A 26,393-nucleotide genomic window follows, 5' to 3' on the forward strand; every position below is an offset into this window, starting at 1 on the left:
GCGACCGGAGGGGACGGGCAGGCCGGCTCAGCGTGCCGCGGCGGCACCCCGGGTCATACCGGACGCTCGTAGGCGCCGAGGTCGAACGCGCGACCCTGGGGGCGCGGACGCCCCTCGACGTCCTCCTCGGGGGCCAAGTCGGACAGGCCCACATCCAGCCCGGGCGAGCCCGTCCCCAGGCGGTAGTCGCCGCCCGCGTCATCCATGAACCGCGGCTTGCCCGTGATGTCCCGCGAGTGCGGATTGCCGAGCGAGTAGTCGTAGCCGGACATCCAGGCGCCCTGGGACAGGTTGTTCACGTAGGTGTTGTGCGTGCCGTACATCCCCTGCTCGGAAATTCCCTGGCGGTTGCCGTAGACGATGTTGTTCATCACCCGGCAGTAGTCCGCGCCGCCGGGCAGTGTCGCGTCGCCACCGGCGACGAGGATGCCGCCCCCTTGGGATCTGACGACGGTGTTGTTGACGATGTCCACGTTCCTGGCATCGTGCCAGAGATGTATGCCCCATCCGGCGATGCCGTAGACGACATTGTTCTTCAGCGTGCCGCTGACCGACATGTAGACGCCGTGGGTCTTGTTGCAGTACCCCGCGGGACCGATGTGGTGGACCACATTGGCCAGGAGGTCGATGTGCTCGGCGCGGGTGCCGTCGCGGCTGTCGTTGCTCGCGTTGACACCGGAACCGCCCATCCTGTCGCAGTAGGCGGATGAATTCGCGATGTGGTGCACGTGGTTGTTCATGATCCGGCTGTAGGCGGCGCGGGTGACGATCCCGTTCGCCCACTTGGTGTCAGCAGCGGAGGTCCCGTCCACGGTGAACCCGACGATGTCGACGTACCGGCCCCTGTTGTCCCAGGCGATGGTGCGCCCGGTCGGTACCGAGGGGGGAACGATCCGCGCTCCCCACGGGGTGTCTGAGATGTAGCGGATCCGAGCGGTGGCCGAACCGGCAGCGTTCGTGACGAAATCGCCCGGGTAGGTGCCGGCGGCAACGTGGACCGTGGTACCCGGCCTTGCGAGCGTGGACGCCTTGGCGATGGTCTTGACCGGCATCTCCTTGGTCCCCGGGTTGCTCTCGGAGCCACTGGGCGCGACGTAAAGGTGCCTGCCCAACGAGGGGGACGGAGATGAGGGCGCCGTCGCCGAAGCGGGTGTGCCGATCTGTGATGCCGGGCTGGGCGATGCCGAACTCGACGGCGTCTGACTGTCGGCCATGACCGGGGGTGATCCCTGGCCGGGGTTGCGCGTCGTGGGGTCGGCGGCCGTCGGCGCTTTCGAAGGCGATGTGGCGCACCCGGCGATTCCCAGCACGGCCACTGCGGTCATGACGACGGCTGTCTTCATCGTCATGGAACTCGACATAGAACCCTCCAGAAGTGAGACGGAGAAAGGAGATCATGCAGTAGCAGTCGCCTCATCCGTGAGGCGTCGGCTCCGGAATCCGGCAGCAGTGTCGGTGGCTTTCTCCGCCGAGGCCGGACTCGGTCGGTCGGCCAAAACAGCAGCACGGTTCAAAAAGGGCTGACCGCGACTGTCGACGAGGTGAGCGGTAGAGGCTTCCGGCGCTCCCATCCCGAAACGGCACGCGAAACCGGTACGCAGGGCCCCTGCCTGACGCAAAGTCACAGCAATGTCCTATGCCCGGGCCGACACCTGAGACGGAATGCCGATGCCCTGCGATCCCACTGCCTTGATCCGAAGGCAAGGCTACGTGGATCAATGCCCGTTCGAAACATCTGTCCCGTGCACAGCACGTACAGAAAGATGCGCGACCGACGGGTACACGCGGGATCCTTGCGCCACCCTCGGGCGGCACACGATGACGGCCACTGTCTGGACGCCGTGGCCACGTCGTAGCCGTCCCGACGGACCACCGCCACCTCGTAGGCCACCCCCGGTCTCCCGGGAGAACGAGCGGTCCTGACGACTATATTGGCTGGCCCTATGCCGGGTGGCCGAACAGTTGGGCCGCTCCACATACCCGGCCACTGCCATCCCGCTTACTTTCAGCGGCACGCACCCGCCCCCCACCTGTCGGAGGAGCGATGACGTTCCGTCGTACGGGCACCGGCACCTTGGTCGGTGTCCAGACGAGCGCCCACCTTCCCGGGCGGTTACGCAGCCTCTCGCAGCGGAGTCTCAGTGACCTCGGCCCGTGGCCGGGGGGCCCTCTGTGTACATGGTCTGGACATCCATCGGTCTGAGTCTTTCGAGGTGAGCTATGAGATTGAGATTACGTCTGCCCGTCGCGGTAGCGGTGTTTGTGGTCGTGCTGGCGTCGGTGTTCTCGTCTCCCGGAGCGCTGGCGGCTGCCGGGTCGACCATGGTGTTGCAGCTGGGGAACCCGGTGCTGTCCGCGCAGTCGGGTCAGAGCCTGACCGTGCGGATGCGGTTCGAGGCGGAGCCGATGAGCGAGGACTATGCGGTGTTCGTTCATCTCGTGGACGGCTCGGGGAACATCGCGGCCAATGGAGGGGACCACGCGCCCCCGCAGCCGACATCCACCTGGAGAGGCACGGTCGGCTACGACCACACCTTCTCCCTCCCCGCGAGCATCCAGCCGGGCCAGTACAGCATTCGGGTCGGTCTGTTCCAGACCCACTCCCCATGGGACCGGGTCGAGCTCACCACGGGCGACGGCGTAACCAGCGACGACCAACTGCGCTACACCGTCGCAACCCTCACCGTCACCAAAGCACAACCAGCGACCCGTGATCCGCTGAAGTGGCCGTTCGCCAAGGACAGCATCTGGAACATGCCGATCGGCAGCGAAGCGGTGTATGTACCCGCCAATCTCCCGCAGAACCCTGGCGGTGACGAGTGGGCCCCCATGCCGCTGGTGGACGACGAGCGAATCGTGCTGCGGCCCACAGCGCCCCTGACCAAGATCTGGTTCAGCGACGCCGGCTGGTCAGGCAAAAACCGCTGCGGCGCCACCGGGGATCTGCTGCTGCAGGTGCCGGTACCGAGCGACTACGTCGTTCCCCACCACAACGACAACAGCTCCGCGGCGTTCCTGGCCCCGGACGGCCGCACACTGCTGCAGACACAGCCCTTCACACGCTGCTGGGCGGGCAAGGACGCCACCAGCATGGCCGTGTCCGACCCAGTGGACATCTACGGCGACGGCATCCGCGGCGCACACGGCGGCTCAGGCCTCTCCGCGATCGGCGGCACGCTTCGCGTCGGGGAACTGCGTCCAGGCGGCCAAGCACCCAGGCACGCACTGAAAATCGACGTCTACGCAAGGCAAGCACTGTACAAGTGCGCCCACTACGACGACTGTTACCGCTGGCCCGCGACCGCAGCCGACAGCTATGCAGTCGGGTTCTACGGCACCGAAGGAACCAACGCGAACCATGCAATGAAGATGGGAGCCCTCCTCGCCATCCCTGCATCGGCAGACCTTTCCCAACTAGGTCTCGAGACAGCCCCCGCCAAGCAGCTGGCGTGGACGTTGCAGAACTACGGCGCCTACATCGTCGACGACACCTACACCCCGGGCTTCGCCATCAACGCGGAGCACGGACCCGACGGATCCATGCGTGACCAGTTCAAAGCCGACTGGGGCTTCGACCTCGCGCAGCGGGTGAACGACAACACGCCATGGTCCCGCGACATGCAGCGCCTGGCCGGCGCCCTCCACGTCGTGGAGAACAACGGCCCGAACAGTATCGGAGGCGGCGGCACACCCCGCCAGCCGCTCGCACCGGAGTTTCAGTGAGGGAACCACGCGCCCCCGCATCCTCCGTAGCGTACGTTCCGCTGGCACGGGGGACAGAAACACAACTCAGGTATCTACCGGTCGGTGACCACGCGGGCCCATGCCATCTACGAGTCCCGCCTCAGCCAGTCGTCGACGTGCGAAAGGGTGACGGTGACTACCAGGCCGCCGCCGTCGCCGGGCCGGCGTTGAGTCGCCGCCGTGGGCGCGGGTCGCGGAGGGCACTATGGATAGCCGAGCCCTGCGCCCTTGGCGGCCAGCAGGGGTCGGCGTCGAGCGGCGGAACGGTTCGAACAGTCCCGGGACGTCGTAGGGCGGCAGTACGGGCCCTCGCCTGCGTCCTTGTACACGGTCTCAGTCCGCTCCGCCCCCAGCGCGGTTTGGGCGACCACGTGGGAGACGATGTCGGAGAGGTCGCCCGGCGATCTCGTGCTCGGACCGTGCCACCAGCGGGGGACCGGAGCTGAGCTGCTCATGGCGGCATTGATATCCAGAAGGCTCTCGCCGAGCTGCTTGGCCTCCGGCGATGCCGTCTCGCGGTGCATGTCCAGTTCGACCAGGGCGCGGGTCAGGGCCAGCGGCGTGCGCAGCTCGCGTGAGGCGTTGGCGACGAAGCGGCACTGCCCGTTCCTTGACCTCGTCGTGCGATCCGCGCAGGCGATGCGTTCGTGCAGACCCCGGCCGGTGAGCGCACCGTCGGCGAGGCGCCGGGCTGCGTCGGTGACCCGGTGGAGCGTGTGAGGACTCTTCCGGGGAAGTAGGTCGGCCTGCGTGCCGCCGCCGATGCGTGCGGCGAGTTCAGCGAGGGGGTCCCGGGGGTTTCTGGGCGCTGTGCCGCGATCGCCGGCGCGAGCACCAGCCGCGCGGTTGCCACCTCACCCTCCGGTTCGGACCGCTCGTCGCTGCGCTCCGGGCCGTGTGCGCGACGCGTCTGTGGGGAATCCGCATGTGACAACTTTCGTGAACGGTGTCGGTCCATGAGCGGGGCCGAGCTGTTGAGGGGCGGGGTGCGCGACCGCGCTACCCCACGTAGATCCTCGGCAGGCCAGGGGCCACCCGCGCGAGGATCTCGTAGGGGATCGTTCCTGCGGCACGGGCCCATTCCTGCACAGTAGGCTCGCCCGCATCACCGGGCCCGAAGACGATCACCTCGGCACCAGGGCGGGGCCGATCACCGTGGAGGTCGACGACGAGCTCGTCCATCGCGATGCGGCCCACGACCGGGTGGCGCCATCCGGCGACCTGGACCTGGCCGGTGTCGCCCGCATGCCAGGGCAGGCCGTCAGAGTAGCCCAACGGCACCAGGCCCAGCGTAGTTTCGGTGAGGGGCTGGTACTCGAGCCCGTACCTGACGCCGTGGTTGGCCGGGACGTCCTTGACCGCCGCGAGGCAGGAGCGCAGCGTCATCGCAGGCCGGAGGCCCAGGCTTGTGCCAGTGACCCGGTTCGGGGCGGGCGACAGTCCGTAGAGTGCGAGGCCGAGCCGTACGAGGTCGAAGCGGGTGTCCGGCAGCAGCAGTGCGGCGGCGGAGTTGGCCAGGTGCCGTACCTCCGGTTTGAGGCCGGCGCACTCGGCGATGTCCAGCGCGTCGTGGAAGAGCACGGTCTGCTGGGCGAGGAAGGGGTGCTCCGGTGCGTCGGCCGTGGCGAGATGGGACCACAGACCGACCACCGTGATGACCTCCGATTCCTGGGCCCGCAAGGCGGCGTCGACCAGAGCGGACCAGTCCCGCACAGGGCACCCGTTGCGTCCCAGCCCCGTGTCGACCTTCAGGTGCACCCTGGCGCGGCGGCCGCTGCCGCGAGCGGCTTCGAGGACCTTCTCCAGGTCCCACATACCGCTGACGGAGATGTCGATGCCGGCGGTCACCGCCTCGGTGAAGGGCCCCTGCGGCGTCCACAGCCAGGTCAGAATCGGTCCGCGGTCGCCCGCTCGGCGCAGTTCCAGGGCCTCCTCGGGATGCGCGGTGGCCAGCCAGGGGACCCCGGCCTGACGAAACGCGCGGGCGCACGTTACCAGGCCGTGGCCGTACGCGTTCGCCTTCACCACCGCCATCAGTTGCGCACTGCCGGCGTGCTGCTTCATGACATCCACGTTGTGGCGCAAGGCGTCCAGATCCACCGTGACTTCCGCCCTGCCTGAGGCAGACGGCATGTTTCCGGCAGTGACGACACTTTCCACGCAGAGATCCTCACCCTTGATCGACATTCTGCTACGCGTCCGCTCCGCGTCGTTGCTCAGTGCGCCCACCCGGATCGCTGGGCGGGTACGTACGGGGCGCGGGACAGGGGTTGCGGAGCGTGAAGGCTACTTGGGTGGGGCCGTGCAGGCGCAGGGTGAGCAGACGATGCTCCGCTTCCATCACTGTTGGGCGAAGCCCCGTGGACAGCCACCACAGGGCAGTCATCGCCTCTTCCGCCCTGGCGAAGTTCACGGCGTCGGCGGAGCACTGCGCGATGCGCCTCGCCGAACACGTACGCGGAAAGGACTTTGGGGTCCCGCCATACCGACATGTTCACGATCAGCCAGTCGCTGTCGAAGACGCGGAGGGTGGTGGCGTTGTCGTCGTCGGTCTCCAGCCGCCAGGCGAAGCCGTCCGCCGCGTCGGCCACTGCGCTGACCGGGTCCAGGGCGGCGACGAAGCCAGCCGGCTCAGGACTGTCCAGCGGGGCGAGGATCCGGGCAATGTCGACTTGGGCGAGCTGGTGCCTGCACGTCGTGTCTCTGTGCCTCACCAAGGCCTCCGGCGGAGGAGGTCCCGACCGCTGGCCTCGGGGTCATCTGTACCGGGAGGGAGTTCCATGTGGTGCGTGAACCTTCCGAAGAGCCTACGACGCGGGAACAGCCGAGCGCGGGTGCCGCCAGCGAGGCGCATGATGGCGGCGGGATCGCTCCACGGCACCACACCGGCAGGCACGGGTGGCGTGGGCTTCTCCCCGAGATTCTGGCCGGAGGGTCCCCCGCCGGAACACGGGAGAACTACTCAACTCCTACTCAGTCCCGCCGCGCACAGTGGCGCGTACCGCAAGCTCCTGACCCGGCCCTCAGGGGCCAGGTCCAGCGTTCCGGTCGACGAAGGGAGGTGCACTGTTGTCGAAGGTCCCGCCGAGTGAGGTAGAAGGGCAGTATGGATACAAGAAGGGCAACACCGTCGAGCGGGCCATCAACCGGCTGAAGCAGCACCGGGCGATGGCCACCCCTATGACAAGCGCGGCTATGTCTACCTCGGCACGGCCACCGTGGCAGCCCTCACCATCTGGCTCCGAACGTGATCGCCCGGACAAGCCCTAGAGCGGACACCGGGTCCGGTGGGCGGTGCGGTGACGGTGCCGGGGCGGGGAGGAAGCCCCGGCCCGGGTGCTCGCCGTTGATACGGGACTCGAACGAGTGCCCGCGCACCGCCGGTTCGCCCCCATTCACCATCAGGGAGCGCCGAGCTCCTCGCCGTCAGCGATCCGAAACATCTCGCGGACCAGGTTCGATGCCCGTGACATCTTCGGTGACCGGGTGCTCGACCCGAAGGCGGGTCTAGCTAGATCGTAGGGCGATTACACAATCACCCGGGGTTGTTGTGGCGGATCCCAGGCCGGATGGTATTTTGTTGAACATGTCAACGCCCCTGGCCGCCTTGTCCGAGGTGGCGGTGGTGCGGATGGGTGGCTGGCCGTGGGCTTCACGTCCAAGGTCGCGGTCCTGACCCCCCTCGCTGACTCGGCCGCCACCCGCCTACCCCAGCCCTGGGTGTATTGGAAACGCGGTGTGCATTCATCTGCGGCAGAAGTGGCCGACCACTCACGAAAGAAGAGGAAGAGAGTCGATGACTGTTGTAGACCAAACTGACGGGATCTTGCCCGGCCCGGACCCTGCGCCGGTCCGCGAACTGCCTTTCCACCGGATGGCTCTGATATCGGGTCAGCATTCATGGTGGCGGACCCTTGCGGGGACCGGTGTCGTGCTCGTCGGTGCGTTGATCCTGGGGCTGGTGGTGCTTGGTGCTTTCGGGATTGCGATGGCAGTGCTGGGCGAGTTGACGGGCGCCGAGAGCATGCATGTGTGGGATGGCATCGGCGAAACGGGGGCTACGCTGCTGGCCCTAGCCGTCGTCATCCCCGCTGTGTTCCTGGCCGCGCGCTGGGTGCAGCGCCGTCCGGCCGGGACGGTATCGTCGGTGGCCGGGCGGCTGAGGTGGCGCTGGCTGGGTCTGTGCCTCGCGCTGGCGGTTGTCCCGATCGCGGGCCTTTTCCTCATCGACTTCCTGCTGGGTGGCTACGAGGGGATGACGTGGGTCGGCCTGCCCTCGTTCCTGCTCGGGCTTGCGGTGATCTGCTCCTTGGTGCCGTTCCAGGCGGCAGCCGAGGAGTACGCCTTCAGAGGCTGGCTCATACAGGCGGTGGGCGCCCATGTCCGATCCCCCTGGATCGCCGTCCTGCCGCAGTCGGTGCTCTTCGCCGCGGCCCACGGATGGGGCACGCCGTGGGGGTTCGCCGAGCTGGCCGTGTTCGGCTTGGTCATGGGGCTGGTGACGATTCGTACCGGCGGACTCGAGGCCGCCATCGCACTGCACCTGCTCACGAACCTGGCCGCATTCGGCGTCTCGGCGGGGATCGTCGGCGGGCTCGACTCCGACGAGACGGCCGCCGACATGGACTGGATAGCGGCGGCCGTCTCCATCCCCATAATGCTGCTCTATGCAGTCGTCGTGCTGTGGATGGCGCACCGCCGCCGCATCAGTGCGGTGAGCACGACGAGCCAAGAAACACACGCGTATTCACAGACGCCTGGCCCCCACGCGCAGACTTCGCCCGGCCACCAAACGCCTCCGCCCGTTCAGGCTTCGTCTCATGACAAGGCTTCGCCCACGACGGGAGAACCGGAATCGGACGATTCCTGATCGGCCCACAACTACCAGCGTGACGGCCCCACCACAGACGTCACCGGCATCCATGGCCGACTGAGCTCAGCCCAGCGGCTGGGCCGGATCGAACAGCGCCCCGCTGCGGCAGCAGAGCAGCGACCCACTGAGTAGTTCTACCGACCCTTCCCCCACCCGAGCGAATGAGGATGATTCCATCCGATGCCCAAGCTCCCGGTGCTCGGCCCCTCTGAGCGGGTGCGGGATGGGCCACTGCTACGTGGGACGCTGGTGGGGCAGCCGTTCCGATGCTGTGAAGGTCGTGCCTGCGCCGCCCCTGGGCGCGAGCGGGGCGGTAAATGCTCCCGGATCGAGGAACCCCAGCCTGACCCCCTCCCGGTGGAGGGCGCAGATGCTCACACCCACGCCCGACTCGGACCGATGCACGGCCTGGCGAGAGTCAGTACGTCAACGTGACGTCGTTTGACGATGGCCCGCACAACAGGCGGCGCCCAGCAAGTGGACCCGCTGTGGTCGAAGGAGTTTCGATATGCGGACTGACGACACGGACGCAGGCGCGGACAACGCCGAAGCGCGGTGGACGCTGAAATGGGCCCAGGTCGGCCCCCCGTCTTTCTCTGCGCCGGCCGACGATGGTGTGGCACACCTGGCAGCCGGACAGCAGATCGATCTACCCCTGATCGACCACACCGACAAGGTGACGGCGGTGACGACGGCGGTCGTGGATGGCCGCCCGCTTGCCTTCATTGGCAGCAACTTCGACTACTCCGTGCGGGTGTGGGACCTGGCAGCCGGACAGATCGGCGAACCCCTGAAGGGCCACCGTGCAGAAGTGGGCGGACTGGCGACGGCAGTCGTGGACGGTCGGCCCGTCGCAGTCGCACTCGCCCTCGGGTCCTTCGGAGCCACGCTGCGGGCGTGGGACCTGGCAACCGGCCGACGGCTGGCATTCGGCCGACGGGACGAAACAAAAACCCAACGAGTGCGGGAGATGGCGACCGCAGTGGTGGACGGTCGCGCCGCCGTCGTTCTCTGCTCCCGGGATAAAATCCGTGTCCTCGACCTTACCCCCACCGATCGACTGTTCCGTGAACTTACTGCGATCGATTACCCCGACGAGGTGACGGCGGTGGCGACGGCGACCGTGGACGGCCGGCCCATCGCCGTCACCAGTAACTGCCAGGGATCCGTACGGATCTGGGACTCCGGCACCTGCAAGAGGAACGGTCAGGCCGGGCAACAGTACAAGCACGTCTGGCTACACGACCGATACTACGAGCAGAATCCCGAGATGGAGCCGCCGCATGGCCTTAGCGACGTGTGTGCCACAGGATGGTGGAGAGACGCCCGGCCGCGCTCACCCGAAGCAAGGACGGAGCGACACGGACTCGGGACCTCGCCACCGGCGAGCAACTCGGTCAGCTGTCCGTCTACTGGGTGGAAGCACTGGCAACGGCAGAAGTGGAAGGTCGTCAGGTAGCGGTCACCGGCAACGGCTACAACATGCTGCACGTATGGGACCTCACCAGTCGTGACCAATTCGGCTGCTACCCGAAGATCAGTGAAGCTTGGCTGGAAGCCCGCATCGGGGCGGTGGCAGTGGGGAAGGTCGACGGCCAGAACATGGTCGTGGCCGGCGTGCAGGAGAAACTATGCCTGTCCCACCTGGCTACCGGGAAGCGCGAGGACTACATGATCGGCCACGTTGGGGCGTTCAACGCCGTGGCTGTCGGCGACCTTCACGGTCAGCCGAACGCGGTCACCAGCGATCGTCACGACGTCCGGATGTGGGACTGGAAGCCGGCCAGCAGATCGGTCTGGACCTGGTGCTTCCGTCACCGGTCCTCACCCTGGCCCTCGGCAGCTTTCAGGGGCGGCCGATCGCGGTGACCAGCAATTACGACAAAACCGTCCGGATGTGGGACCTGGAAGCCGGCCAGCAGATTGGGCCGGAGCTGGCGGTCCCCTTGCCAGTCCGCGCAGTGGCCATGGGACCGGGCGAACGGCTGGTAATCGGCTTCGGCCGTGGGATCGCGGTCCTGGCACCACGCTGATGATTTTGTCTCGCGTCCTGCCCTTGAGTAGTTCCACAGATGGCAAGCGCGCGTCGAGGATCCAGGACGGTTCCCGTTGTCGCTCCCCATGCATGCGGCGGGTCGCCCTCATACGTGCTGATCCCCACGGTCGGCTCCGCTCGTGGCTATGCGCCACAGGAAACCCAGTGTCCACATGCAGTACCGACTACTCGAGTGCTGCAGGCACGAATGCCTGGATCCACGGCTTCTGCCATCTTCGGATCCGCTGGGAGATCCACGCCCGGTGAAGGTTTCTGTTTGAGAGAGGGGCGCCTGGTCGAGAAGACCGACGGACCGCACGCAGGCCTGGCGGCCCTCGCGGCGTTGAACGACTCACTGCCGACGCACACACCGCCGAGGAGACCGACCCAGCGCGCCCTGCACGGCGTCCTCGGCCGCCGCGAAGTCGGCTCCGCGGCGGCCGAGGATGGCGAGCACGCTCGGCGTGAGGCTCCTCAACAGGGCCTCGTCCATCGGTGAGTCACTGGCCATACCACCGTGTCGGCATGGAGCGGTGCGCCGGTGACCTCACCCAGCGGCAGGGCGTCCCCGGCCACTGAGCGGGGCCGGGCCGAGGCCGGAGAGCAGGTCGGTGGAGCGGCTTGCGAGGACAGGGGGTACCGCGATGCCTCCGCTGATGGCGACATAACTGCGCAAGCCGCAGGTGGCTGTGCCTACCCTCGAGCACGGCGCCGGCGGGCAGGTGGACCACGCTTGACCAGGCCGCCGGCCGGCCGTTGACCGGCACCCGCGCCGGTGCCCCGGTCACCGCGACGATCACGGCCTGGGTGGTGCGCACGGACCCCCCGGTCAGCGTGGTCTCCAGCGTGGCCGCGTCGGAGGGGTTGTCAACCAGTCGGTTCGCCAGCCCGGCTGGTCCAACGCCCCCGAGCGCGGCACACCCAGACAGGCACGGCCGAACCGGCCCACTTCCTGGATGGTGGTGGGTGAGCCGGCTCGTACGACTTCCAGCTTGCCGCTGCTCATGCGATGCGCCTTCTGGCATGGGGTGCTGCTGCCGGTCCGTCTTTGGTCTGAGAACCGGTCTCCTGGGGGACGAACCGCACGCGCATGCCGGGGGTCAGCAACGCCGCGGGCTCGCGTTCCATGTCCCACAGGCGCACGTGGGTGGTTCCGATGAGTTGCCAGCCCCCGGGGGAGGCACGCGGATAGATGCCGGTGTAGGGGCCGGCAAGTGCTACGGAGCCGGCGGGGACCGAGGTGCGCGGTGCGGCATGGCGCGGCACGTGGTAGTTGTCGCCGAGCCCGGTCATGTACGCGAAACCCGGGGAGAATCCGCAGAAGGCCACGCGGTGTTCGACGCTGCTGTGGATCCGTACCACTTCCTCTTCGTCGACACCCCAAACTTCGGCGACCGCTGCGAGATCTGGCCCGTTGTAGTGGACGGGGATTTCCAGGAGAGGTCCGCTGCCGGCGGCCCGCGAGGGCACCGACCATTGGCGCAACTGCGCCTCCAGAGCGGCGATGTCGGAGATCCCGTACAGCAGAACGGTCTTCTCCGCGGGCACGATCTCGCGCACCGGCACCAGTGTTCCTGCGCTGCGGTGGCTCAGGAGCTGGCTGTGCCAGGCCTGGGCTTGTTCGAGCGTGTCCAGGTCAATGAGGAGGGAGTCCTCTCCGACCGGCCTCAGTCTCATGCGAATGCCTCCACCCTGACACCGGCCTCCTGCAGCGCCGCGCGGGTCTGCTTGGCCAGGTGGACCGCTCCGGGAATGTCTCCGTGCAGGCACAAGGAACGCGCTCGTATGGCCACCGATTCGCCGTCCAGCGCAGTGACGCGCCCTTCGCCCGCGATGGCGACGGCCCTGTCGGCGACCTGCTGAGGATCAGTGATCACTGCACCGGGGGTTGACCGCGGAACAAGTCTGCCCGTCGCGGTGTAGGCGCGGTCGACGAACGCCTCGTCAACCACTTGGAGCCCTGCCTTCTGGGCCTGGACGTGCATGGCGGAGTCAGGCAGGCACAGCACGGGCAGTGCGGGATCGGCGAGCCGGATGCCCGCAGCCACAGCACTCGCCTGCTCTTCGTCAATCACCACGCGGTTATACAGCGCACCGTGCGGTTTGACGTAGGCCACCGCGGCTCCGGCGGCCCGGGCGAACACCTGAAGGGACCCGATTTGGTAGGTGATCTCGTCGGCGAGTTCGTCGCCCGGCACATCCATGGCGCGGCGGCCGAATCCGGCCAGGTCGCGGTAGGAGACCTGGGCGCCGATCTTCACGCCGCGCTCCGCCGCCATGTCGCAGACCCGGCGCATGATGCTCGGGTCACCCGCATGAAAGCCGCAGGCGACATTGGCGCTGGTGACGACCGACAGCATGGCCTCGTCGTCGGTGAGGACCCACCGGCCATAGCCTTCCGCGAGGTCTGCATTGAGGTCGATCACGATGTCTGTCATCGCTACTTGGTCTCCTTGGGATACTCCGCTGGGCACGAGATACCACTGCGGCTAACACCGAGGCGGTAGTCCGCATCCCGTGCGTCGGTGATCAGCATGTACCCCCCGCGCATGAGTGATCGCGAACGGGGGACGCGAGGCCATCACAGCGGCCAGGGGTGTAACCTCGTTTGCCCAGAACACGGGCACATCACCCGGTTCCTCCTCCACCAGGTCACGGAAGTCCGGAGGCGCAAGCTCGTCGAAAAGCTCGCCGTTCTCCCACACGCGACAGCGTGGCACGTCGGTGCGCAGGTCGGCACCGACAGCCAGGGGCGTGGAGAAGGACCTCGGATCGGTCACATCAAGATCGGGACAGGGCTTGGGCTTGCGCTGGCAGAACAGCAGCACCTCATAGGTCCAATCAGCGGCAACCGAGATGAGGTTGGCCTGGGTGTAGGCGGCGGACGACCCCGTCGTAGGCAGGCTTGCACTGCTCCTGAACAGCGCCCGCCCCTCGCCGGCGGTGAGCGCCTCCGGATGGGCGACTGCAGTCATCAGCGATCCTTTCGTCACAACCGGCTGCCCACCTGTGTCGCCGCGTATGCGAGCGGGGGCATACAGGGGCTCGCGAACGAGGCGCCTTCGTCCGCTTGCGGATACCTGCATACTTGTGGGTTGGGTTCTAGACCCAGGAAGCGAGCCGTGGCTCCAATATAGAGGATCGTTGAACAATCCGGCAAGTCTGTGTTTGTTTCATTGGCCAGTTTCGGGTTGACTAGACCAAGTGAACATGAGTTAAGAGACCGTCGGGGCTCCGTCGGTTGCGGAATAAGGATGGAAGCCATGACAGCCGAGGTCGACCCGGCCGTGCTCGTCACTGACCGCGCGCTGCTTGGGCGCTCCAGCACAGCCGACCGGGTTGCTGACATTCTGCGGTCGCGGATCGCCGAGGGGTACCTCCCGCCGGGGAGCAAGCTTTCCGAAGACGCCATCGGCAACGCGCTGGGGATCTCGCGCAACACGCTGCGCGAGGCGTTTCGCCTGCTGACCCACGAGAGGCTGCTGGTCCACGAGCTCAATCGCGGTGTATTCGTCCGTATGCTCACCGTGCAGGACGTCACCGACATCTACCGGGTGCGCAAACTCATCGAGTGCGCGGCGGTGCGCAACCTCGGCGTTCCGCCCTACGACCTGAGCCAGGCCGAGGCTGCGGTCGCCGAGGGGGAGAAGGCTGCCGAGGAAGGCGCCTGGCGCGAGCTGGGCAGCGCCAATATCCACTTCCACCACGCCGTCGTGGCTCTCACTCAGAGTCGGCGCCTGGACGAGTTGATGCGCGGTGTCCTGGCCGAACTTCGCCTGGTCTTCCACGTCGTTACGGATAATCCCCGCGCCTTCCATGAACCGTACCTGGCGCGCAATCGGGAGATCCTCGCCGCGCTCAAGGCAGCGGACAGGGTCAAAGCCGAGCTGCTCCTGGCCGCCTACCTCGACGACGCCGAGAAACAGCTCGTCCAGAAGTACTCCGAACGCGTCGCTTCCTAGTACTGCAACGGTCAGAAGATGTCGGCCTGCTCAAGCTCGGACCGCCAGCCCTTGGAGAAGCCGTAGGCGGCGTCCTCGGTCACCCACCGGAACGGAATCCGGTCCGCGATTGCCCGGCGTACCATGGTCTTGGCCATCACCACCGTCGTCTCAAAGCCGACCGCGTCGTCGATGCCGGCCAGGCGGCACTGGCCGCGGCCATCCGTCCCCCCACGACGTGGGCAGATACCACGAGTTCTGCGACCGTAGCCGCGTCGTCGCAGGTGTGGTTGACATTTCGGCGTAGGCGGCGGGGGCGTTCCGGGCAGCCCTGCCAGCGGCTCGGGTCGGGAACGGCATGCGACCTCGCGGCCCACCGTCGCAGGCCAAGAGCAGACCGGCGCTGTTGCACGGACTGTCCGGCAGGCGCCCGCCAAAGCGGAATGGATCTGAGCAGCGAGAATCTCGCGCCCGACCAAGACGCTGCTGTCGGCGACTTCACTGTCGAGTGATGCCATCGTCCTGATCCGGCAGCACAGGCAGATACGCTCGCGACAAGCTGCCGAACCAACCGGTTTCCAGGTCCGTTTGTCGCTGAATCTCCCGGACTCTGGATGATTGGTTGTGGTGGGAGCCTCGGTTGCTTATCACCTCACCCAGCTAGGACACGATCGGGTGACGGTGCTCGACGCCCGTGGCCGTGCTGTGCTGCCCGGATCGACCGGCTTGGCCCCCGGCTTCGTCGGCCAGCTCAGCGCCACCCCAGAACTGGCTGTACTGGCCAAGGACAGCCTCGCCACCTACCGCGCGCTTTCGGAGACTGGGCCTACAGCGGCCTTCTGGCAGCCTGGAGGTCGCCACCACCCCCGCCCGTCTGGAGCAGGCCCACCACGATGTCGAGCACGGTCGACACCTCGATATCGAGGCGCGGGTGCTCGATGCTGCCGAAGCCGTCGCGCTGGCCCCCATGCTGGTCAACGCCGAACGTGCACTGGGCGCGCTGCACATTCCCTCCGATGGCGCTGCTGACCCGGCCGCGCTCACTCACGTTCTCGTCGATACCGCTGAGAGGAGAGGTGCCCGCTTCCGCTTCAACACGCCCGTACTGGCGCTGGAGACTGAACAGGGCCGGATCGTCGGCGTCCGTGCAGGCAAGGACGGCAAGCTGCTGAAGGCCGACCGGGTCGTGCTCGCCACGGGTATCTGGGGTCCCATCCTGGCAGCGGATGCGGGAGTGCGGTTGCCCATGGTGGACGTCCAGCACCCCTACCTGTTCACCGCCGAACTGTCCGAACTCGACGACGCCCCCATCGACACACCGATCATCCGTTACCCCGACCAAGCGGTCTACACCCGCCGCCATGGCCGCCGCTACGGAGTGGGAAGCTATGCCCACACGCCGCTCCCGTTGGCTCCCTCCCCGACGCTCGCATCGGCGGAACTTCCCTTTCAGGAAACAGACTTCGGCACCGCCATCGCCGAGGCAACCGCCCTGGTCCCGGCCTTCCGGGAAGCCCCCTGGGGGCGTGGCCTCAACGGCGTGTTCGCCCTGACCCCCGATGAGATCCCGCTGGTCGGCCCCGCGACTGAGGTAGTCGGCCTGTGGTTCGCAGAAGCCTCCTGGGTGACCCACGCCGGCGGCGTCGGCCGACAGCTCGCGAACATGCTCCTGGAGACCGGCAACCTCCTTGTCGACCCCGAGCGGCTGGCACCCGGCCGCTTCGCCACCTGGAGCAACGACAAGATCCGCGAGACGGCACTCGGCCACTACCAAGGCATCTACGACGCCCACTGACACATCCCGCACCTGCCGGCAAAGCCGCCCGGCTCCAGGCTGTCCCGTCGCCGGAGCCTGCTCCACGCCCCTCTTTGGCGTGTCAGACCCCTGCGGCATGCTCGCCAGCATGAATGAAGACGCGTACTCGGACACCGAGGGCCGGGCTGGTTGAACGCCGTCGCCCCCACGACTGGTGACGAATTCCGGAGCCGTTGATCGCCCTCACGGAATGTGTGCCACTACCCCTCGCACGAGTCGCCACATGGGACGTGCCCGCTGACGCCCATCCGTACCGAGGTGTCCCGGCAGCTGGCGGACTGGGGCTGGACGTATCGCCTTCACCCAAGCTGATCCTCAGCGAGCTGGTCACCAACGCCATCCGCTACGGCAGCGAGCCCATCACCCTGCGCCTCCTCAGCGACCGCAGCCGTCGCCGACGGCTCCAGCACCTCCCCCCATCTGCACCGCGCCAAGGCCACCGACGAGGGCGGCCGCGGCCTGTTCCTCGTTGCCCAGTTCGCACAGCGCTGGGAAACCCGCTATCCCCCGCACGGCAAGGTGATCTGGACGAGCAGGCACGTCACGGCGGCGAGGTCGACATCGCCAATGAGGCATTCGAGTCCAGCTTGCTGGATCAGTGGGACGACACGCCGGCCCAGTGACGTTCGACGCGGCATGCCCAGAGTTGGCCCCGCGTGCTGCCGACGGGGGGATCGTGCCCTCTTCGAGCCCTTCTTGTCTGCGCTCTACGGGATCTGGCGCCGTCGGTCCCTCCTTTCGCTGCCCGCACGCTTACGGAGTCGATTGCACACGACCACTCCCACTCTCTACGCAAGCCGAGTTCGACAAGGGATGAGGCGGTGCAGCCTGGCCCAGATCCGGCTCCACTCGGTGAAACGCCGGTGTGCGGTCGGCCCGGACGGACCGAAGGCCGGCGGCAGCCGCCGCCGCGTAGAGCCTGTCGTGGCCGCGAACACGAGCCGTACACCGGAGCTGCTGCTTCCACCCGCTTGAACAACTCCCATAGCCCGCTCCGGCGCCAGAGGCTCCGCCATTGACGCGCTCTTGCAGGAGGCGGCGGGTTCTTTCCTGTCATCCACCGCTGTCGCTCATGGGCCATTGCAGCTGTGCGCGGGCGACATCGAAGGGATAGACGAGGCGGTACCGCCCATCCTGGATCTGCTCAATGACGCCCCGGGCTCCGGTGTTCTGGTGGTTGTCGTCGAACTTCACGCCGTCCCACGGCATGATCGTGTCCCGGCCCGGAATGTCGATGTTCACCAGTGCTGAGCGGATGTCAGTCGGTGTGGGGGAGCGGGCCTCGTTGATCGCCTGGGCGACGGTCATGACGGCGGTGAACGCGCGGGCGGCGTCGTCGTTCATGGGAGCTTTGTAGGTCTGCTGGTAGAGGTCTGCGACGGCTTTGGCCGTGGGGTTGCGCTGGGCCAGGTCGGAAGACCAGGCGAAGCGGCTGCAGACTCCCTCTGCACGCTCGCTCTTCTTGAGGAAAACCGGATCCGTATAGCCCGCTCCGAAGGCGATGAGTGCGGGGGGCCGGTAGGTGAGACGGTCGAAAGAGGCATCCAGTGCGAGGGCGGGGGCAGTGTAGAGCAGGGTGAGGACGACATCGGGTTCGGAGGCGATCACGGCCTGGGCGTGGGAGGACAGGTCGGTGGATTGGGCTCTGACCTTGATGTCGGCGACGACTTGGCCGTCGATGTGGCTGGCAAGGCGTTTGATCATGGCCGAGCCGTCATTGCCGTACTGGTCGTCGGTGTGCAGGACCGCGATGCGTTTGACGGCGGTTCCCTTGCTCTGGCGTTCTTTGAGCAGGGAGAACACCACGCGGCCGTAGCTCAGGTCGGAGGGACCGGTGCGGAAGAACCAGTCCAGTCCGCGCTCGGTCAGCGATGATGCCGAGGAGTTCCCGTTCACGTAGGGAATCTCCAGCTCCTCGGCACGTGCGCTGGCGGCCTTGGTGACGACTGATTCATATCCGCCGGCCACGGCGACCACATTCTTGGTGCTCACCAGCCGCGTGATGTGGTCGGCGCCACGCGCGAGCGGGCCGCTGGTGTCGGCTGCCATCAGTTTGATCTTGGCGTGGTGCAGGCGGGTAAGACCCGATCCGGGCCCCAGCGGCAAGGGGATCGACGGGTGATGGCCGTTGACGATGTCCACAGCGAGTTCTGCGCCCCGCTTGATGTCGGTGCCCACTGAGGCGGCGGGGCCGGACAGTGGAGCGAGGAAGCCGATGTGCACCGGGTCGTGGGACGCCGGTACGGACGGCTCGCTGGTGCAGGCAGAGCCGAGCAGGGCGGTACACAGCAGTATGGCGGTGGTGGTGGCCGGTCTTCCCATCACGATTCCCCTTCTGCGCTCGGCGGGGTGCCGGGAGTGTCGCTGCCGGATACGTCGCCGGTGCGGTGGCTGGGGAGCGGGGCGGGCGATGACCGGCCACCGGCGTGCAGGCCCTCGGCGAAGCGGCGATGGGCCAGCCATTCCTGTGAGGACTGGAAGGCCGGCTCGCCGCCGCTGGCTGCCTCGTCGTGGGTGACCACAGCCTCCCCATGGAGGAGGGATGCGGCCCCGGGCAGCGAAATCGCTGCCCGTGGCAGACGGGGGTGGGCTGTGGCCTCGTCTGCCGCGGAGGCTTCGGGCACGGCCGGCGGGACGGCGTGTGCGCCCGCCAGCAGCACCGGGGGGATGCGTACCAGGGCCGTGATCCCCTGCTGCGGAGAGGGGATAAGGCTTACGCCGATGCCGTGCTTGGCCGCGAGGCGGCCGACGACGAACAGCCCCATGGACTGCCCCGCTGCGGGGTCGAGGGACACGGTCGAGCCCAGGCGGTGGTTCACAGCCGCCAGGTGCTCGCGCGTCATGCCACTGCCCTGGTCCTCGATGGCGATCACCAGGTCGGTGCGGCGGCCGGGAGCCAGCCGGCAGGTCACGATCACGCGGGAGCGGGCACTGGAGAAGACCGTGGCGTTCTCCATCAGCTCGGCCAGCAGGTGCACCAGGTCGGTGACGGCGTCCGCCACGACGGAGACCTCGCCCACCGGGAGACAGTCGATGCGGGTGTACTGCTCCACCTCAGCGCTCGCGGCCAGCAGGATCTCCGACAGGGGCATCGGCTGATCCCATCCGCGCCCGGTGTCGGAGCCGGCGAGCACCAGGAGGCTTTCGTCCGTGCGCAGCATCTGCGTGGCCAGGTGATCCAGCCGGAAGAGCCGCGCCAAGTGATCCGGGTCGTGCTCGTTTTGCTCCATGTCACCGATCTCCGAGAGCAGTTTGGTCACCAGCTGCTGATTGCGGCGGGAGAGGTGGATGAACATGCCGTTGATGTGGGCACGGAGCGCGGCCTGGTCCCTCACCAGAGCGACGGCGGCATTCTGCACGGCGTCGAATGCCTCGGCGACCTCACCGATCTCGTCATGGGACGCCACGGCGGTGGGTGTGGCCCGGTAGTCGGCCAAGTCGTCGATGTCGGCCTGCCGCAGCCGCGTGAGCGCCTCGGGCAGGTGTTCATTGGCGACCTGAAGCGCCGAGATGCGCAGGGTTTTCAGTGGGCGGGTCATGGACCGTACGACGACGGTGACCACCCCGCCCGTCGCCAGGAATACGGCGAGCAGGCCTGCTGCTCCCCACAGCGCTGCGCTCTGCCGTGAGGCGTGTGCCTGGTCGCTGAGGGCGATGAGGTCGTCGAGGATCTGTGCCTCCACCGTGCGCATGAGCGTGATCTTCTCGGTGGACACCTTCTTCCATGTCGCCGGGTCGACGTCGAGGCGGGGTGCCTGCGCCTGCTCGGCGACACGTTCCTGGAAGGCTTGGGAGGCGCTGACGGGTGCGCCCTTGACGGTGTCCGCGTACAAGGTCTGCTGTGCCGTGTCGGCCGTGGCCAGGAAGTCGTCGACGGACTCCTGCTGGCGTGCGACCGCGCCCGCGAAGTCCGGGAACTGGCCGACGAGGAACGTGCCCGTGGTCAGAACACCGGTGAGGTGGGCTCGCACCCGGCTGGTGTTCTCCACCGCGCGAGAAAGCGCATGCAGAGCCCGCGCTTGGCGCGCGGCGTTGCTGTCGCCCTTGTGTGCGGCCAGCACCGATTCCAGGTCCATGAACCTGCCGATAACCGTGGTGTAGTTCGCGAGGATAGAGCCCTGCGTCAAGACCGCTTCATCCGCGGACGCCCGCAGCGCCGGAAGACTGCGCAGTTCCTTCGCCGTGGCGTCAAGCACCGCATCGAGCCGGGCATCGTCGGAGGTGTCGATGCCGGCGACTGCCTGTCGGTAGAGCGCGGCTGCGGTGTCAACTTCCGTCCGTTCCTTGAGGGGAGTGCTCTCGGCGCCCTTTCGGGGGCCGGCGATGAACCCGGCTGTGGCGTCGCGCTCGTCCTGTAGGGCGCTGACCAGACGGAGGGCCGGTTGCTGGAGACGAGCGAGGGCGGAGAACTGCCCGTAGTCGCCCACGTCGCTGACGGTGCGGGAGAGGCTGACAGCCGCCAGGGCACCGGCCAACAGCCCGGGAATCAGCACCGCGGCCATCAGCTTGTCCCGTACGGGCCAGTTCTTGGGCCGGGTGAGGTGACGCACCACGGTGAAGTCGGGCCGGTAACGGTGCCGGGGCCGTGCTCTGGCGGGTCGGCTGACTCTCGCGCGCAAAGGGGATCGAACCTCTCATGTGATGCCGCCGGCCCGTCTGCCAGGAGACGCACCGAGGAGCTGCGGGGTCGTCGATCGTTGCCTGTCCCGGCATTCCGACGAGGGGTGCCCTGAGGTGCGCCCTGCCTCTCGCTCGAGCGAGAGGCAGGGATATGGCCGTGCTGTGTTGCATGGGCGTCCTTCGGGCCACGTGCCGAGGGCCACCCGGCACATCAGGCCGCTTCGTCGGTTGTCCTCGGCAACAAACCGGCTGCAGCGCTGTACGTCCGGTCGGTGGTGGCTAGACAGCCACCACCGACCGGAACTGCCAGGCAGTGAGTTCGCTGCTGCTTGTAAACTCAGTTGAGCTCAGAGCCGCGGGTCTCCGGGAGGCCGAGCAGGGCGATCAGGGCGAGTGCGTAGCCGATGGCACCGTAGATCAGGGCTCCGCCGACGCCGGCGGAGGAGAAGCCGACGGCAGTGGGGAAGACCGCCCCGAGCGCGCGTCCGACGTTGTAGGTGAAGCTCTGGCCTGTGCCGCGAACTGCGTGGGGGTAGAGCTCGGCGAGGTAGGAGCCGAATCCGGAGAAGATGGCGGAGGCACAGAAGCCCAGGGGGAATCCGAGGTACAGCAGCAGGCTGTTCGAGCCTGCGGGGATGTTGACGTAGGTCATGAGCAGGCCTGCGCTGAGCAACGCGAAGAGCGCGAAGGACTTCTTGCGTCCGAGGCGGTCGATGAGGTGGCCGGCGGTGATGTAACCGCAGAAGGCGCCGGTGATCAGGACGAACAGGTAGCCGCCGGTGCCGACGACCGTCAGTCCGCGCTCGGTCTTGAGATAGGCGGGCAGCCAGGTGGCGAAGGTGTAGTAGCCGCCCATCACGCCGGTGGACAGCAGCGTCGCGAACAGCGTCCTGCGGGCCAGACCGCCCCGGAAGATCGACGACAGCGGAACGCGCGCCTCCTTCTTCGCGAGCCGCTCGGTCACCTCGGGGGCGTCCTCGACGTTGCGGCGCACGTACACCAGCAGCAGCGCCGGCAGGGCTCCGGTCCAGAACAGCACCCGCCAGACCAGGTCCTGGTCGAGATGGCTGGTCAGCGTGGTGCCGACGATGACCGCCAGCGCCCAGCCCACCGCCCAGGAGCTCTGCACCCAGGCCAGGACGCGGCCACGGTAGCGCGGCTTTGCGTACTCGGCGACCAGGATCGCTCCGGCTGCCCACTCACCGCCGAAGCCGACTCCCTGCAGGGTTCGGAACGCCAGCAGCATCGGGTAGTTGGTGGCGAAGCCGCAGAGCACGGTGAACAGAGCGTAGGTGCCCACGGTGATCATGAGGGTCTTGACCCGGCCGACCCTGTCGATCAGGACACCAGCGAGGACGCCGCCGACCGCGGACGCCAGCAGGGTGACCGTGGTCAGAAGGCCGGTCTGTGCCGTGCTGAGGCTGAAGTAGGCCGCGATGGCCACCATGCCCATCGGGAGCACGAGGAAGTCGTAGGAGTCGAGGGCGTAGCCGCCGAACGCCCCCTTGAAGGCGCGACGGCCCTGCGGGGACATCGACCGGAACCAAGCGAACGGACCGGTTACCTCGCCCGCCACTGTCGTCGGTGGGCTAGTGGGTGTGGATGTCACGGTGACCTCACGGGTGAAGGAAGGGATTGCGTCAAGTCGTTCTTCGTGTTTGCCGGTCGTCCGGGCTTCCTGCCTTGACGAGAGCCGACAAGGCCGAACCAGGCGGCTCGACGTTACGGGTGGAGATAACATAGGGATCGTTGAACGATCCTTCAAGGTCGGGTAAGTTTCTTCTACGACTCGGTTTCATCTCGGTCGAACCGGAGGGCTCAGCCGGTCCGACCGAGCAGGCGTCGACCGGTAGCACCGCCCACACCACATTTCCGTGGGGCAGGCGCCAAGCGCCCCAGCTCGAGGAAAGTGCCTCGACCAGGTGCAGGCCCCGGCCGCCGCAGCTGTTGTCGTCGCCGCGGTCGAGCGAGCTGGCAGCACCGCTCCATCCCTGGCCGTAGTCGCCGACCTCAAGGCGGATTGCATGCCCGGCCTCCGTGTGAATGCGCCGAACGGTGTGCCATACCGGATCGCGCTCCGAGCCGTGGCAGACCGCGTTGGTCAGCAGCTCGGAGACGATCAGCTGGGCATCGACGACGAGATGCGCAAGTCCCCATGTCCGCAGTCGGGCAGCGACCTGCTGGCGGGCCGAGCAGGGCGAGGCGGTTGTTGAGGCAAGGACCCAGGTCGCCTCGTCCGCATTTTCGCCATCTGTGGAGTCCGGCTGCTGGTGGGCGGAGATGAAAGGAGGCATTGCGTGCTCACTAGGGGGTGTGCGCGGTCTGTGGTGGCACGACCCGCCGCAGGCAGCTGCCTGCCATGCAGGAGTGCTCGGAGCGGCTGGATGATGGCTGGTCACTGCGGCATCGGTCCAGCCGCGAAATCGCTCGCGGTTCGCCCATCGAGGATTGTCCTACAATCCTTTCCTGGATTAATCCACTCAATGCTCTGACTGTCAACCTCTTTCGTGCAAATGACCTGCAGCTCCACGGCATGCACCCGTAGGGCGGTGGCCTTGAGGACGCGCGGCAGACGCGCAGGGCGGCGGTCGTAGGCGGCGAGCCGACCAGCCGGGCCACCCGTAACGGCCGCCGCCGGCGTCGCGCTGATCCCCGCTGATCCTGATCGGTGGTTTGGGCGCGAGGAGGAGCCATCTGCTGATGGGAATCTTGGCGATCGCCGAGACCGATGGCTCCCTTTGAATCGGACCTGCCGGTTCGGATAACTGGAACACCTGGAGATGCCCATCACGGCAGTCGGGTGTGCTGTGCCTCGATTCACCACCGGCACCCATGCCCCTGGTGGCGATATGTTGCTCACCCCGTCGCCGTGCTGGTGCTCCTCGTCGGTGACCTGTGCCCCGGCAGCAGCCCGGCGGTGAGCACGAGGCGTACGTCCCCTGGGCCAGTACCCAGGAGGCGCTCTCGCGGTTACCGGTCTCCGGGCCGGAGTAGGCGATCGGGGTGAAGCCGAAGGCGGTGCGGTAGTAGTGGGCCGCCTGCTTGGCGTTGCCGACGTAGTGGCGCAGGTGGTGGTAGCCGAGCAGGGGCTGACGGTCGGGTGCCGCTTCAGGCATGGGAGGAAACCGGTGAACCGCCGAGGGACCGCGTCTCGTGCTGATTCCGCCCCAAGTTCGTGATCACGCCACGGGCGTACATCGAACGTTTCGGCGTAGGCCCGGCCGAATGCGCCCGACGGGCCTGACAGAGAAGTGAAGGTTCTGGTGTTACATCCAGTTCGTCGTCGGCGGCCATGAGCATGCCGACCCGGGCATGCGGCCTGGCCACGATGTCCACGTACAGTCGCCGCTCGGTCCGCCCATCCTGGCGCCGGACAGATCGGGGTCGGGCGCCGGGTGATATATCGCAACCCCGCTTGATCTGTAGTTCCAGATGCGATCCGCCACTTGCCGAAACGACTCGCGAGGCAGCCCCGATGACGGTTGCTTCCGACCACCCCGCACCTGCGGCCGGCCTCAGCCGCCTGAGCGGAGGGCTCGGCGGCGGTCCTGTCCCCAGGCGATGCTGACAGTCACCAGCAGCAGCCCCGCTGTTTGCCACTCGCTGAGTGTCTGGTCGAGCAGCGTAAGCCCTGCAAGCGTGGCCACGACGGGGCTCGTCAGCCCTAGGAAGGAGACCGAGGCGGCGCTGAGGCGCTCGATGCCGCGGAACCATAGTGCGTAGGCGACCGCTGTGCCGATCGTCCCGAGATACGTGAATCCTGCCATGTGTGAGAGGGTCAGCCGGGGCGGCAGACCCTCGAGGAACAGCGTCACCGGCACCAGTGCCAGCCCTCCCATCGCCAGCTGCCACCCGGTGAAGGCCACCCAAGAGGTGCCCGGCGGGCGCCCCCATCGCTTGGCGAGGACGACAGCGAGCGCCATCGCAACAGTGGCGACGAGCATGGCGCTCAACCCGAGTGCATCCAGCCGCGCCTGTGAGGTCAATACCAGCAGCGCCACGCCCACTACTCCCAGCAGGCCCGCAGCCAGGCGCCGAGCGCTCGGGTGGATGTCCAGCAGAGCCGCCGACCACCCCGCCACGAGCAGCGGCTGAAGGGAGTTGACGGTGGCGGCGACCCCGCCGGGAAGCCGATAGGCGCTGAAGAACAGCAGCGGGAAGTACGCGGTGAAGTTGAGCATGCCAAGCAGGGCGCTGCGCCACCACCATGCTCCATGGAGCCAGCTTCGGGCGATCAGGACAACCAGCACACCGGCAGGCAGCGCGCGCAAGGTAGCTGCGAGCATGGGGCGTCCTGGCGGAAGAAGCTCAGTGGTCACGATGTAGGTGGTGCCCCAAGCCGCTGGGGCCAGCGCGGTGAGCGCTGCGATGCCTGCGCGACGTGTCTGGTCGGTGCTGACGAGGACCTCCCGAGAACGATTGAGGGATCGTTAAACGATACTTTACTCGGCGTGAAGTCACGCCGTACCCGCAGCCCAGCCCCTGAACGCTCATCGGCATACCTGGACAACCGGCCGGCCCAGGGCCCTGCGAACCGTGCCCGAATCCCGCAGCGGTGGCCAGATCTTTCGGTAGGTGCGGCTTTCACCCTCGATGCCGCCCTGGCCCGATTGCGTGAGAAGGGACAGGCCTCGGCCGCGGGGCCGAGTCATCCGAATGTGCGGGGTCTCGCTGATCCGGCGCACACGACAATCGCGAAACCCATTGAAGTATCGTTGAACGATCGCTAGGGTGGTCGAGGCGAGGGACGCCAGGTGCGCGGGCCCCGCTCTCGTCTTCCCTCAGCGCCGTGGTGCCGCACCGGTGAGGTCGCCGACAGGAAAGGGTGACCAAGGGACTATTGGTTGAGGCCTGATTATGTGGCAGGGCCACATGGGCAGTTCAACCGGGCTTCGCCAGGATCCGTTCTGCCATGCCGCGCCCAACGGATCCTTCACGCCTTATCTGTACACCGGCCCCAGTCCGAAGCGCTCACGGCTAGCCAGCGGCAGTGGAGCCCGGGAAACGCGCATAGCGGCCACCCAACCGACAATTCACCGGTACTCAACAGGAGGTTCGTCATGCAAGTGCGGTTGCGGAGCACGTGTGCGTCGCTGTTGGCTGCATTCGCGGCGTTAGGACTTGTCATGGTCGCCGTCGTCGCCGGCAGCCTTGCAGTGCCGTCGTCTGCTTCGGCGGCGCCGGGCCACGACCACGATTGTGGCTGAGCACTCCAGTAAGTGTCTTGATGTGCGTGGTGGCCCGACTGCTGTTGCGGACGGCGCACTGATCGAGCAGTGGTCGTGCACGGGTCAGGCCAACCAGGCGTGGACGCTCAATGACCGGGCAGTGGCCGGTACGAGCTGGTTGCCAGCAGCAGCGGTA

At 67.3% G+C, this 26,393-nt stretch carries 15 protein-coding genes and 7 pseudogenes; 7 read left to right on the forward strand and 15 right to left on the reverse strand.

Annotated elements, in window-relative coordinates; translation table 11 throughout:
• Nucleotides 1-53: 53 nt before the first annotated feature.
• The gene (locus tag QFZ82_RS38960) at nt 54-1,361 is read right to left on the reverse strand and encodes a right-handed parallel beta-helix repeat-containing protein (protein WP_307717585.1); all 1,308 of its coding nucleotides are present in this window, start codon (nt 1,359-1,361) and stop codon (nt 54-56) included.
• Between the two features lie 865 nt (nt 1,362-2,226).
• Here QFZ82_RS38960 and QFZ82_RS38965 point away from each other — a divergent pair.
• Nucleotides 2,227-3,723, forward strand: coding sequence for a hypothetical protein (locus QFZ82_RS38965; protein WP_307717586.1), 1,497 nt, complete (start codon nt 2,227-2,229; stop codon nt 3,721-3,723).
• Nucleotides 3,724-4,743: 1,020 nt separating this feature from the next.
• Here the strand turns inward: QFZ82_RS38965 and alr are convergent.
• The 3 genes and pseudogenes from alr to QFZ82_RS38980 form a co-directional block, all read right to left on the reverse strand.
• A complete protein-coding gene (gene alr / locus QFZ82_RS38970) occupies nt 4,744-5,931 on the reverse strand; it encodes an alanine racemase (RefSeq protein ID WP_307717587.1) in 1,188 nt (395 codons plus the stop codon).
• A 4-nt stretch (nt 5,932-5,935) separates the two neighbouring features.
• A pseudogene (locus tag QFZ82_RS38975) lies at nt 5,936-6,458 on the reverse strand (DUF3291 domain-containing protein).
• 557 nt (nt 6,459-7,015) lie between these two features.
• A pseudogene (locus tag QFZ82_RS38980) lies at nt 7,016-7,251 on the reverse strand (acetyl-/propionyl-CoA carboxylase subunit alpha); the annotation flags it as partial.
• 289 nt (nt 7,252-7,540) lie between these two features.
• Between QFZ82_RS38980 and QFZ82_RS38985 the strand changes: the two are divergent.
• The 3 genes from QFZ82_RS38985 to QFZ82_RS38995 all read left to right on the forward strand — a co-directional run bounded on the left by QFZ82_RS38985 (nt 7,541) and on the right by QFZ82_RS38995 (nt 10,486).
• Entirely contained in the window at nt 7,541-8,614 is a 1,074-nt protein-coding gene (locus tag QFZ82_RS38985) for a CPBP family intramembrane glutamic endopeptidase (protein WP_307717588.1), read from the forward strand.
• Between the two features lie 511 nt (nt 8,615-9,125).
• On the forward strand, nt 9,126-10,076 hold the full coding sequence (locus tag QFZ82_RS38990; RefSeq protein WP_307717589.1) for a WD40 repeat domain-containing protein: 951 nt from the start codon (nt 9,126-9,128) through the stop codon (nt 10,074-10,076).
• The gene (locus QFZ82_RS38995; protein WP_307717590.1) at nt 10,034-10,486 is read left to right on the forward strand and encodes a hypothetical protein; all 453 of its coding nucleotides are present in this window, start codon (nt 10,034-10,036) and stop codon (nt 10,484-10,486) included. The genes QFZ82_RS38990 and QFZ82_RS38995 overlap by 43 nt, the downstream gene beginning before the upstream one ends.
• Nucleotides 10,487-11,025: 539 nt before the next feature.
• Here the strand turns inward: QFZ82_RS38995 and QFZ82_RS39940 are convergent.
• The 5 genes and pseudogenes from QFZ82_RS39940 to QFZ82_RS39015 form a co-directional block, all read right to left on the reverse strand.
• Nucleotides 11,026-11,145 (reverse strand): annotated as a pseudogene (locus QFZ82_RS39940) (RNA polymerase subunit sigma-24); the annotation flags it as partial.
• 11 nt (nt 11,146-11,156) lie between these two features.
• A pseudogene (locus tag QFZ82_RS39000) lies at nt 11,157-11,658 on the reverse strand (allophanate hydrolase subunit 2 family protein); the annotation flags it as partial.
• Complete coding sequence (gene pxpB / locus QFZ82_RS39005) at nt 11,655-12,329, reverse strand: 5-oxoprolinase subunit PxpB (protein WP_307717591.1); 675 nt, start codon at nt 12,327-12,329, stop codon at nt 11,655-11,657. The pseudogene QFZ82_RS39000 and the gene pxpB, both read right to left, overlap by 4 nt.
• Nucleotides 12,326-13,090, reverse strand: a complete 765-nt coding sequence (locus tag QFZ82_RS39010; RefSeq protein ID WP_307717592.1) for a LamB/YcsF family protein — start codon at nt 13,088-13,090, stop codon at nt 12,326-12,328. Before QFZ82_RS39010 ends, pxpB begins: the two co-directional genes overlap by 4 nt.
• 2 nt (nt 13,091-13,092) lie before the next feature.
• A pseudogene (locus QFZ82_RS39015) lies at nt 13,093-13,627 on the reverse strand (D-glutamate cyclase family protein).
• Between the two features lie 288 nt (nt 13,628-13,915).
• On the opposite strand from QFZ82_RS39015, the gene QFZ82_RS39020 reads away from it, so the two are divergent.
• Complete coding sequence (locus tag QFZ82_RS39020) at nt 13,916-14,614, forward strand: GntR family transcriptional regulator (protein ID WP_307717593.1); 699 nt, start codon at nt 13,916-13,918, stop codon at nt 14,612-14,614.
• A gap of 14 nt (nt 14,615-14,628) precedes the next feature.
• Here the strand turns inward: QFZ82_RS39020 and QFZ82_RS39025 are convergent.
• Nucleotides 14,629-14,845: pseudogene (locus QFZ82_RS39025) on the reverse strand (transposase); the annotation flags it as partial.
• A 429-nt stretch (nt 14,846-15,274) separates the two neighbouring features.
• On the opposite strand from QFZ82_RS39025, the pseudogene QFZ82_RS39030 reads away from it, so the two are divergent.
• Nucleotides 15,275-16,388 (forward strand): annotated as a pseudogene (locus QFZ82_RS39030) (NAD(P)/FAD-dependent oxidoreductase).
• 1,074 nt (nt 16,389-17,462) lie between these two features.
• Here the strand turns inward: QFZ82_RS39030 and QFZ82_RS39045 are convergent.
• The 5 genes from QFZ82_RS39045 to QFZ82_RS39070 all read right to left on the reverse strand — a co-directional run bounded on the left by QFZ82_RS39045 (nt 17,463) and on the right by QFZ82_RS39070 (nt 25,399).
• Complete coding sequence (locus tag QFZ82_RS39045; RefSeq protein WP_307711485.1) at nt 17,463-18,731, reverse strand: ABC transporter substrate-binding protein; 1,269 nt, start codon at nt 18,729-18,731, stop codon at nt 17,463-17,465.
• Nucleotides 18,731-20,962, reverse strand: coding sequence for a nitrate- and nitrite sensing domain-containing protein (locus QFZ82_RS39050; protein ID WP_307711484.1), 2,232 nt, complete (start codon nt 20,960-20,962; stop codon nt 18,731-18,733). The genes QFZ82_RS39045 and QFZ82_RS39050 overlap by 1 nt, the downstream gene beginning before the upstream one ends.
• 404 nt (nt 20,963-21,366) lie before the next feature.
• Nucleotides 21,367-22,638, reverse strand: a complete 1,272-nt coding sequence (locus QFZ82_RS39055; protein ID WP_307711483.1) for an MFS transporter — start codon at nt 22,636-22,638, stop codon at nt 21,367-21,369.
• Between the two features lie 31 nt (nt 22,639-22,669).
• Complete coding sequence (locus tag QFZ82_RS39060; RefSeq protein WP_307711482.1) at nt 22,670-23,323, reverse strand: ATP-binding protein; 654 nt, start codon at nt 23,321-23,323, stop codon at nt 22,670-22,672.
• Between the two features lie 1,221 nt (nt 23,324-24,544).
• A complete protein-coding gene (locus QFZ82_RS39070; RefSeq protein ID WP_307717980.1) occupies nt 24,545-25,399 on the reverse strand; it encodes an EamA family transporter in 855 nt (284 codons plus the stop codon).
• Between the two features lie 829 nt (nt 25,400-26,228).
• On the opposite strand from QFZ82_RS39070, the gene QFZ82_RS39075 reads away from it, so the two are divergent.
• The coding region (locus QFZ82_RS39075; RefSeq protein WP_307717981.1) for an RICIN domain-containing protein at nt 26,229-26,393 on the forward strand (165 nt) is incomplete at its 3' end.

This window comes from Streptomyces sp. V4I23 (assembly GCF_030817975.1).
Lineage (GTDB): Bacteria > Actinomycetota > Actinomycetes > Streptomycetales > Streptomycetaceae > Streptomyces.

Excerpts from the sequence above, each read along its gene's own strand:
- QFZ82_RS39020 (WP_307717593.1), top strand. The coding sequence starts at position 13,916 with ATGACAGCCGAGGTCGACCCGGCCGTGCTCGTCACTGACCGCGCGCTG.
- QFZ82_RS38960 (WP_307717585.1), bottom strand. The coding sequence starts at position 1,361 with ATGTCGAGTTCCATGACGATGAAGACAGCCGTCGTCATGACCGCAGTG.
- pxpB (WP_307717591.1), bottom strand. The coding sequence starts at position 12,329 with ATGAGACTGAGGCCGGTCGGAGAGGACTCCCTCCTCATTGACCTGGAC.
- alr (WP_307717587.1), bottom strand. The coding sequence starts at position 5,931 with ATGTCGATCAAGGGTGAGGATCTCTGCGTGGAAAGTGTCGTCACTGCC.
- QFZ82_RS39010 (WP_307717592.1), bottom strand. The coding sequence starts at position 13,090 with ATGACAGACATCGTGATCGACCTCAATGCAGACCTCGCGGAAGGCTAT.
- QFZ82_RS38985 (WP_307717588.1), top strand. The coding sequence starts at position 7,541 with ATGACTGTTGTAGACCAAACTGACGGGATCTTGCCCGGCCCGGACCCT.
- QFZ82_RS39045 (WP_307711485.1), bottom strand. The coding sequence starts at position 18,731 with ATGGGAAGACCGGCCACCACCACCGCCATACTGCTGTGTACCGCCCTG.
- QFZ82_RS38990 (WP_307717589.1), top strand. The coding sequence starts at position 9,126 with ATGCGGACTGACGACACGGACGCAGGCGCGGACAACGCCGAAGCGCGG.
- QFZ82_RS39060 (WP_307711482.1), bottom strand. The coding sequence starts at position 23,323 with ATGCCTCCTTTCATCTCCGCCCACCAGCAGCCGGACTCCACAGATGGC.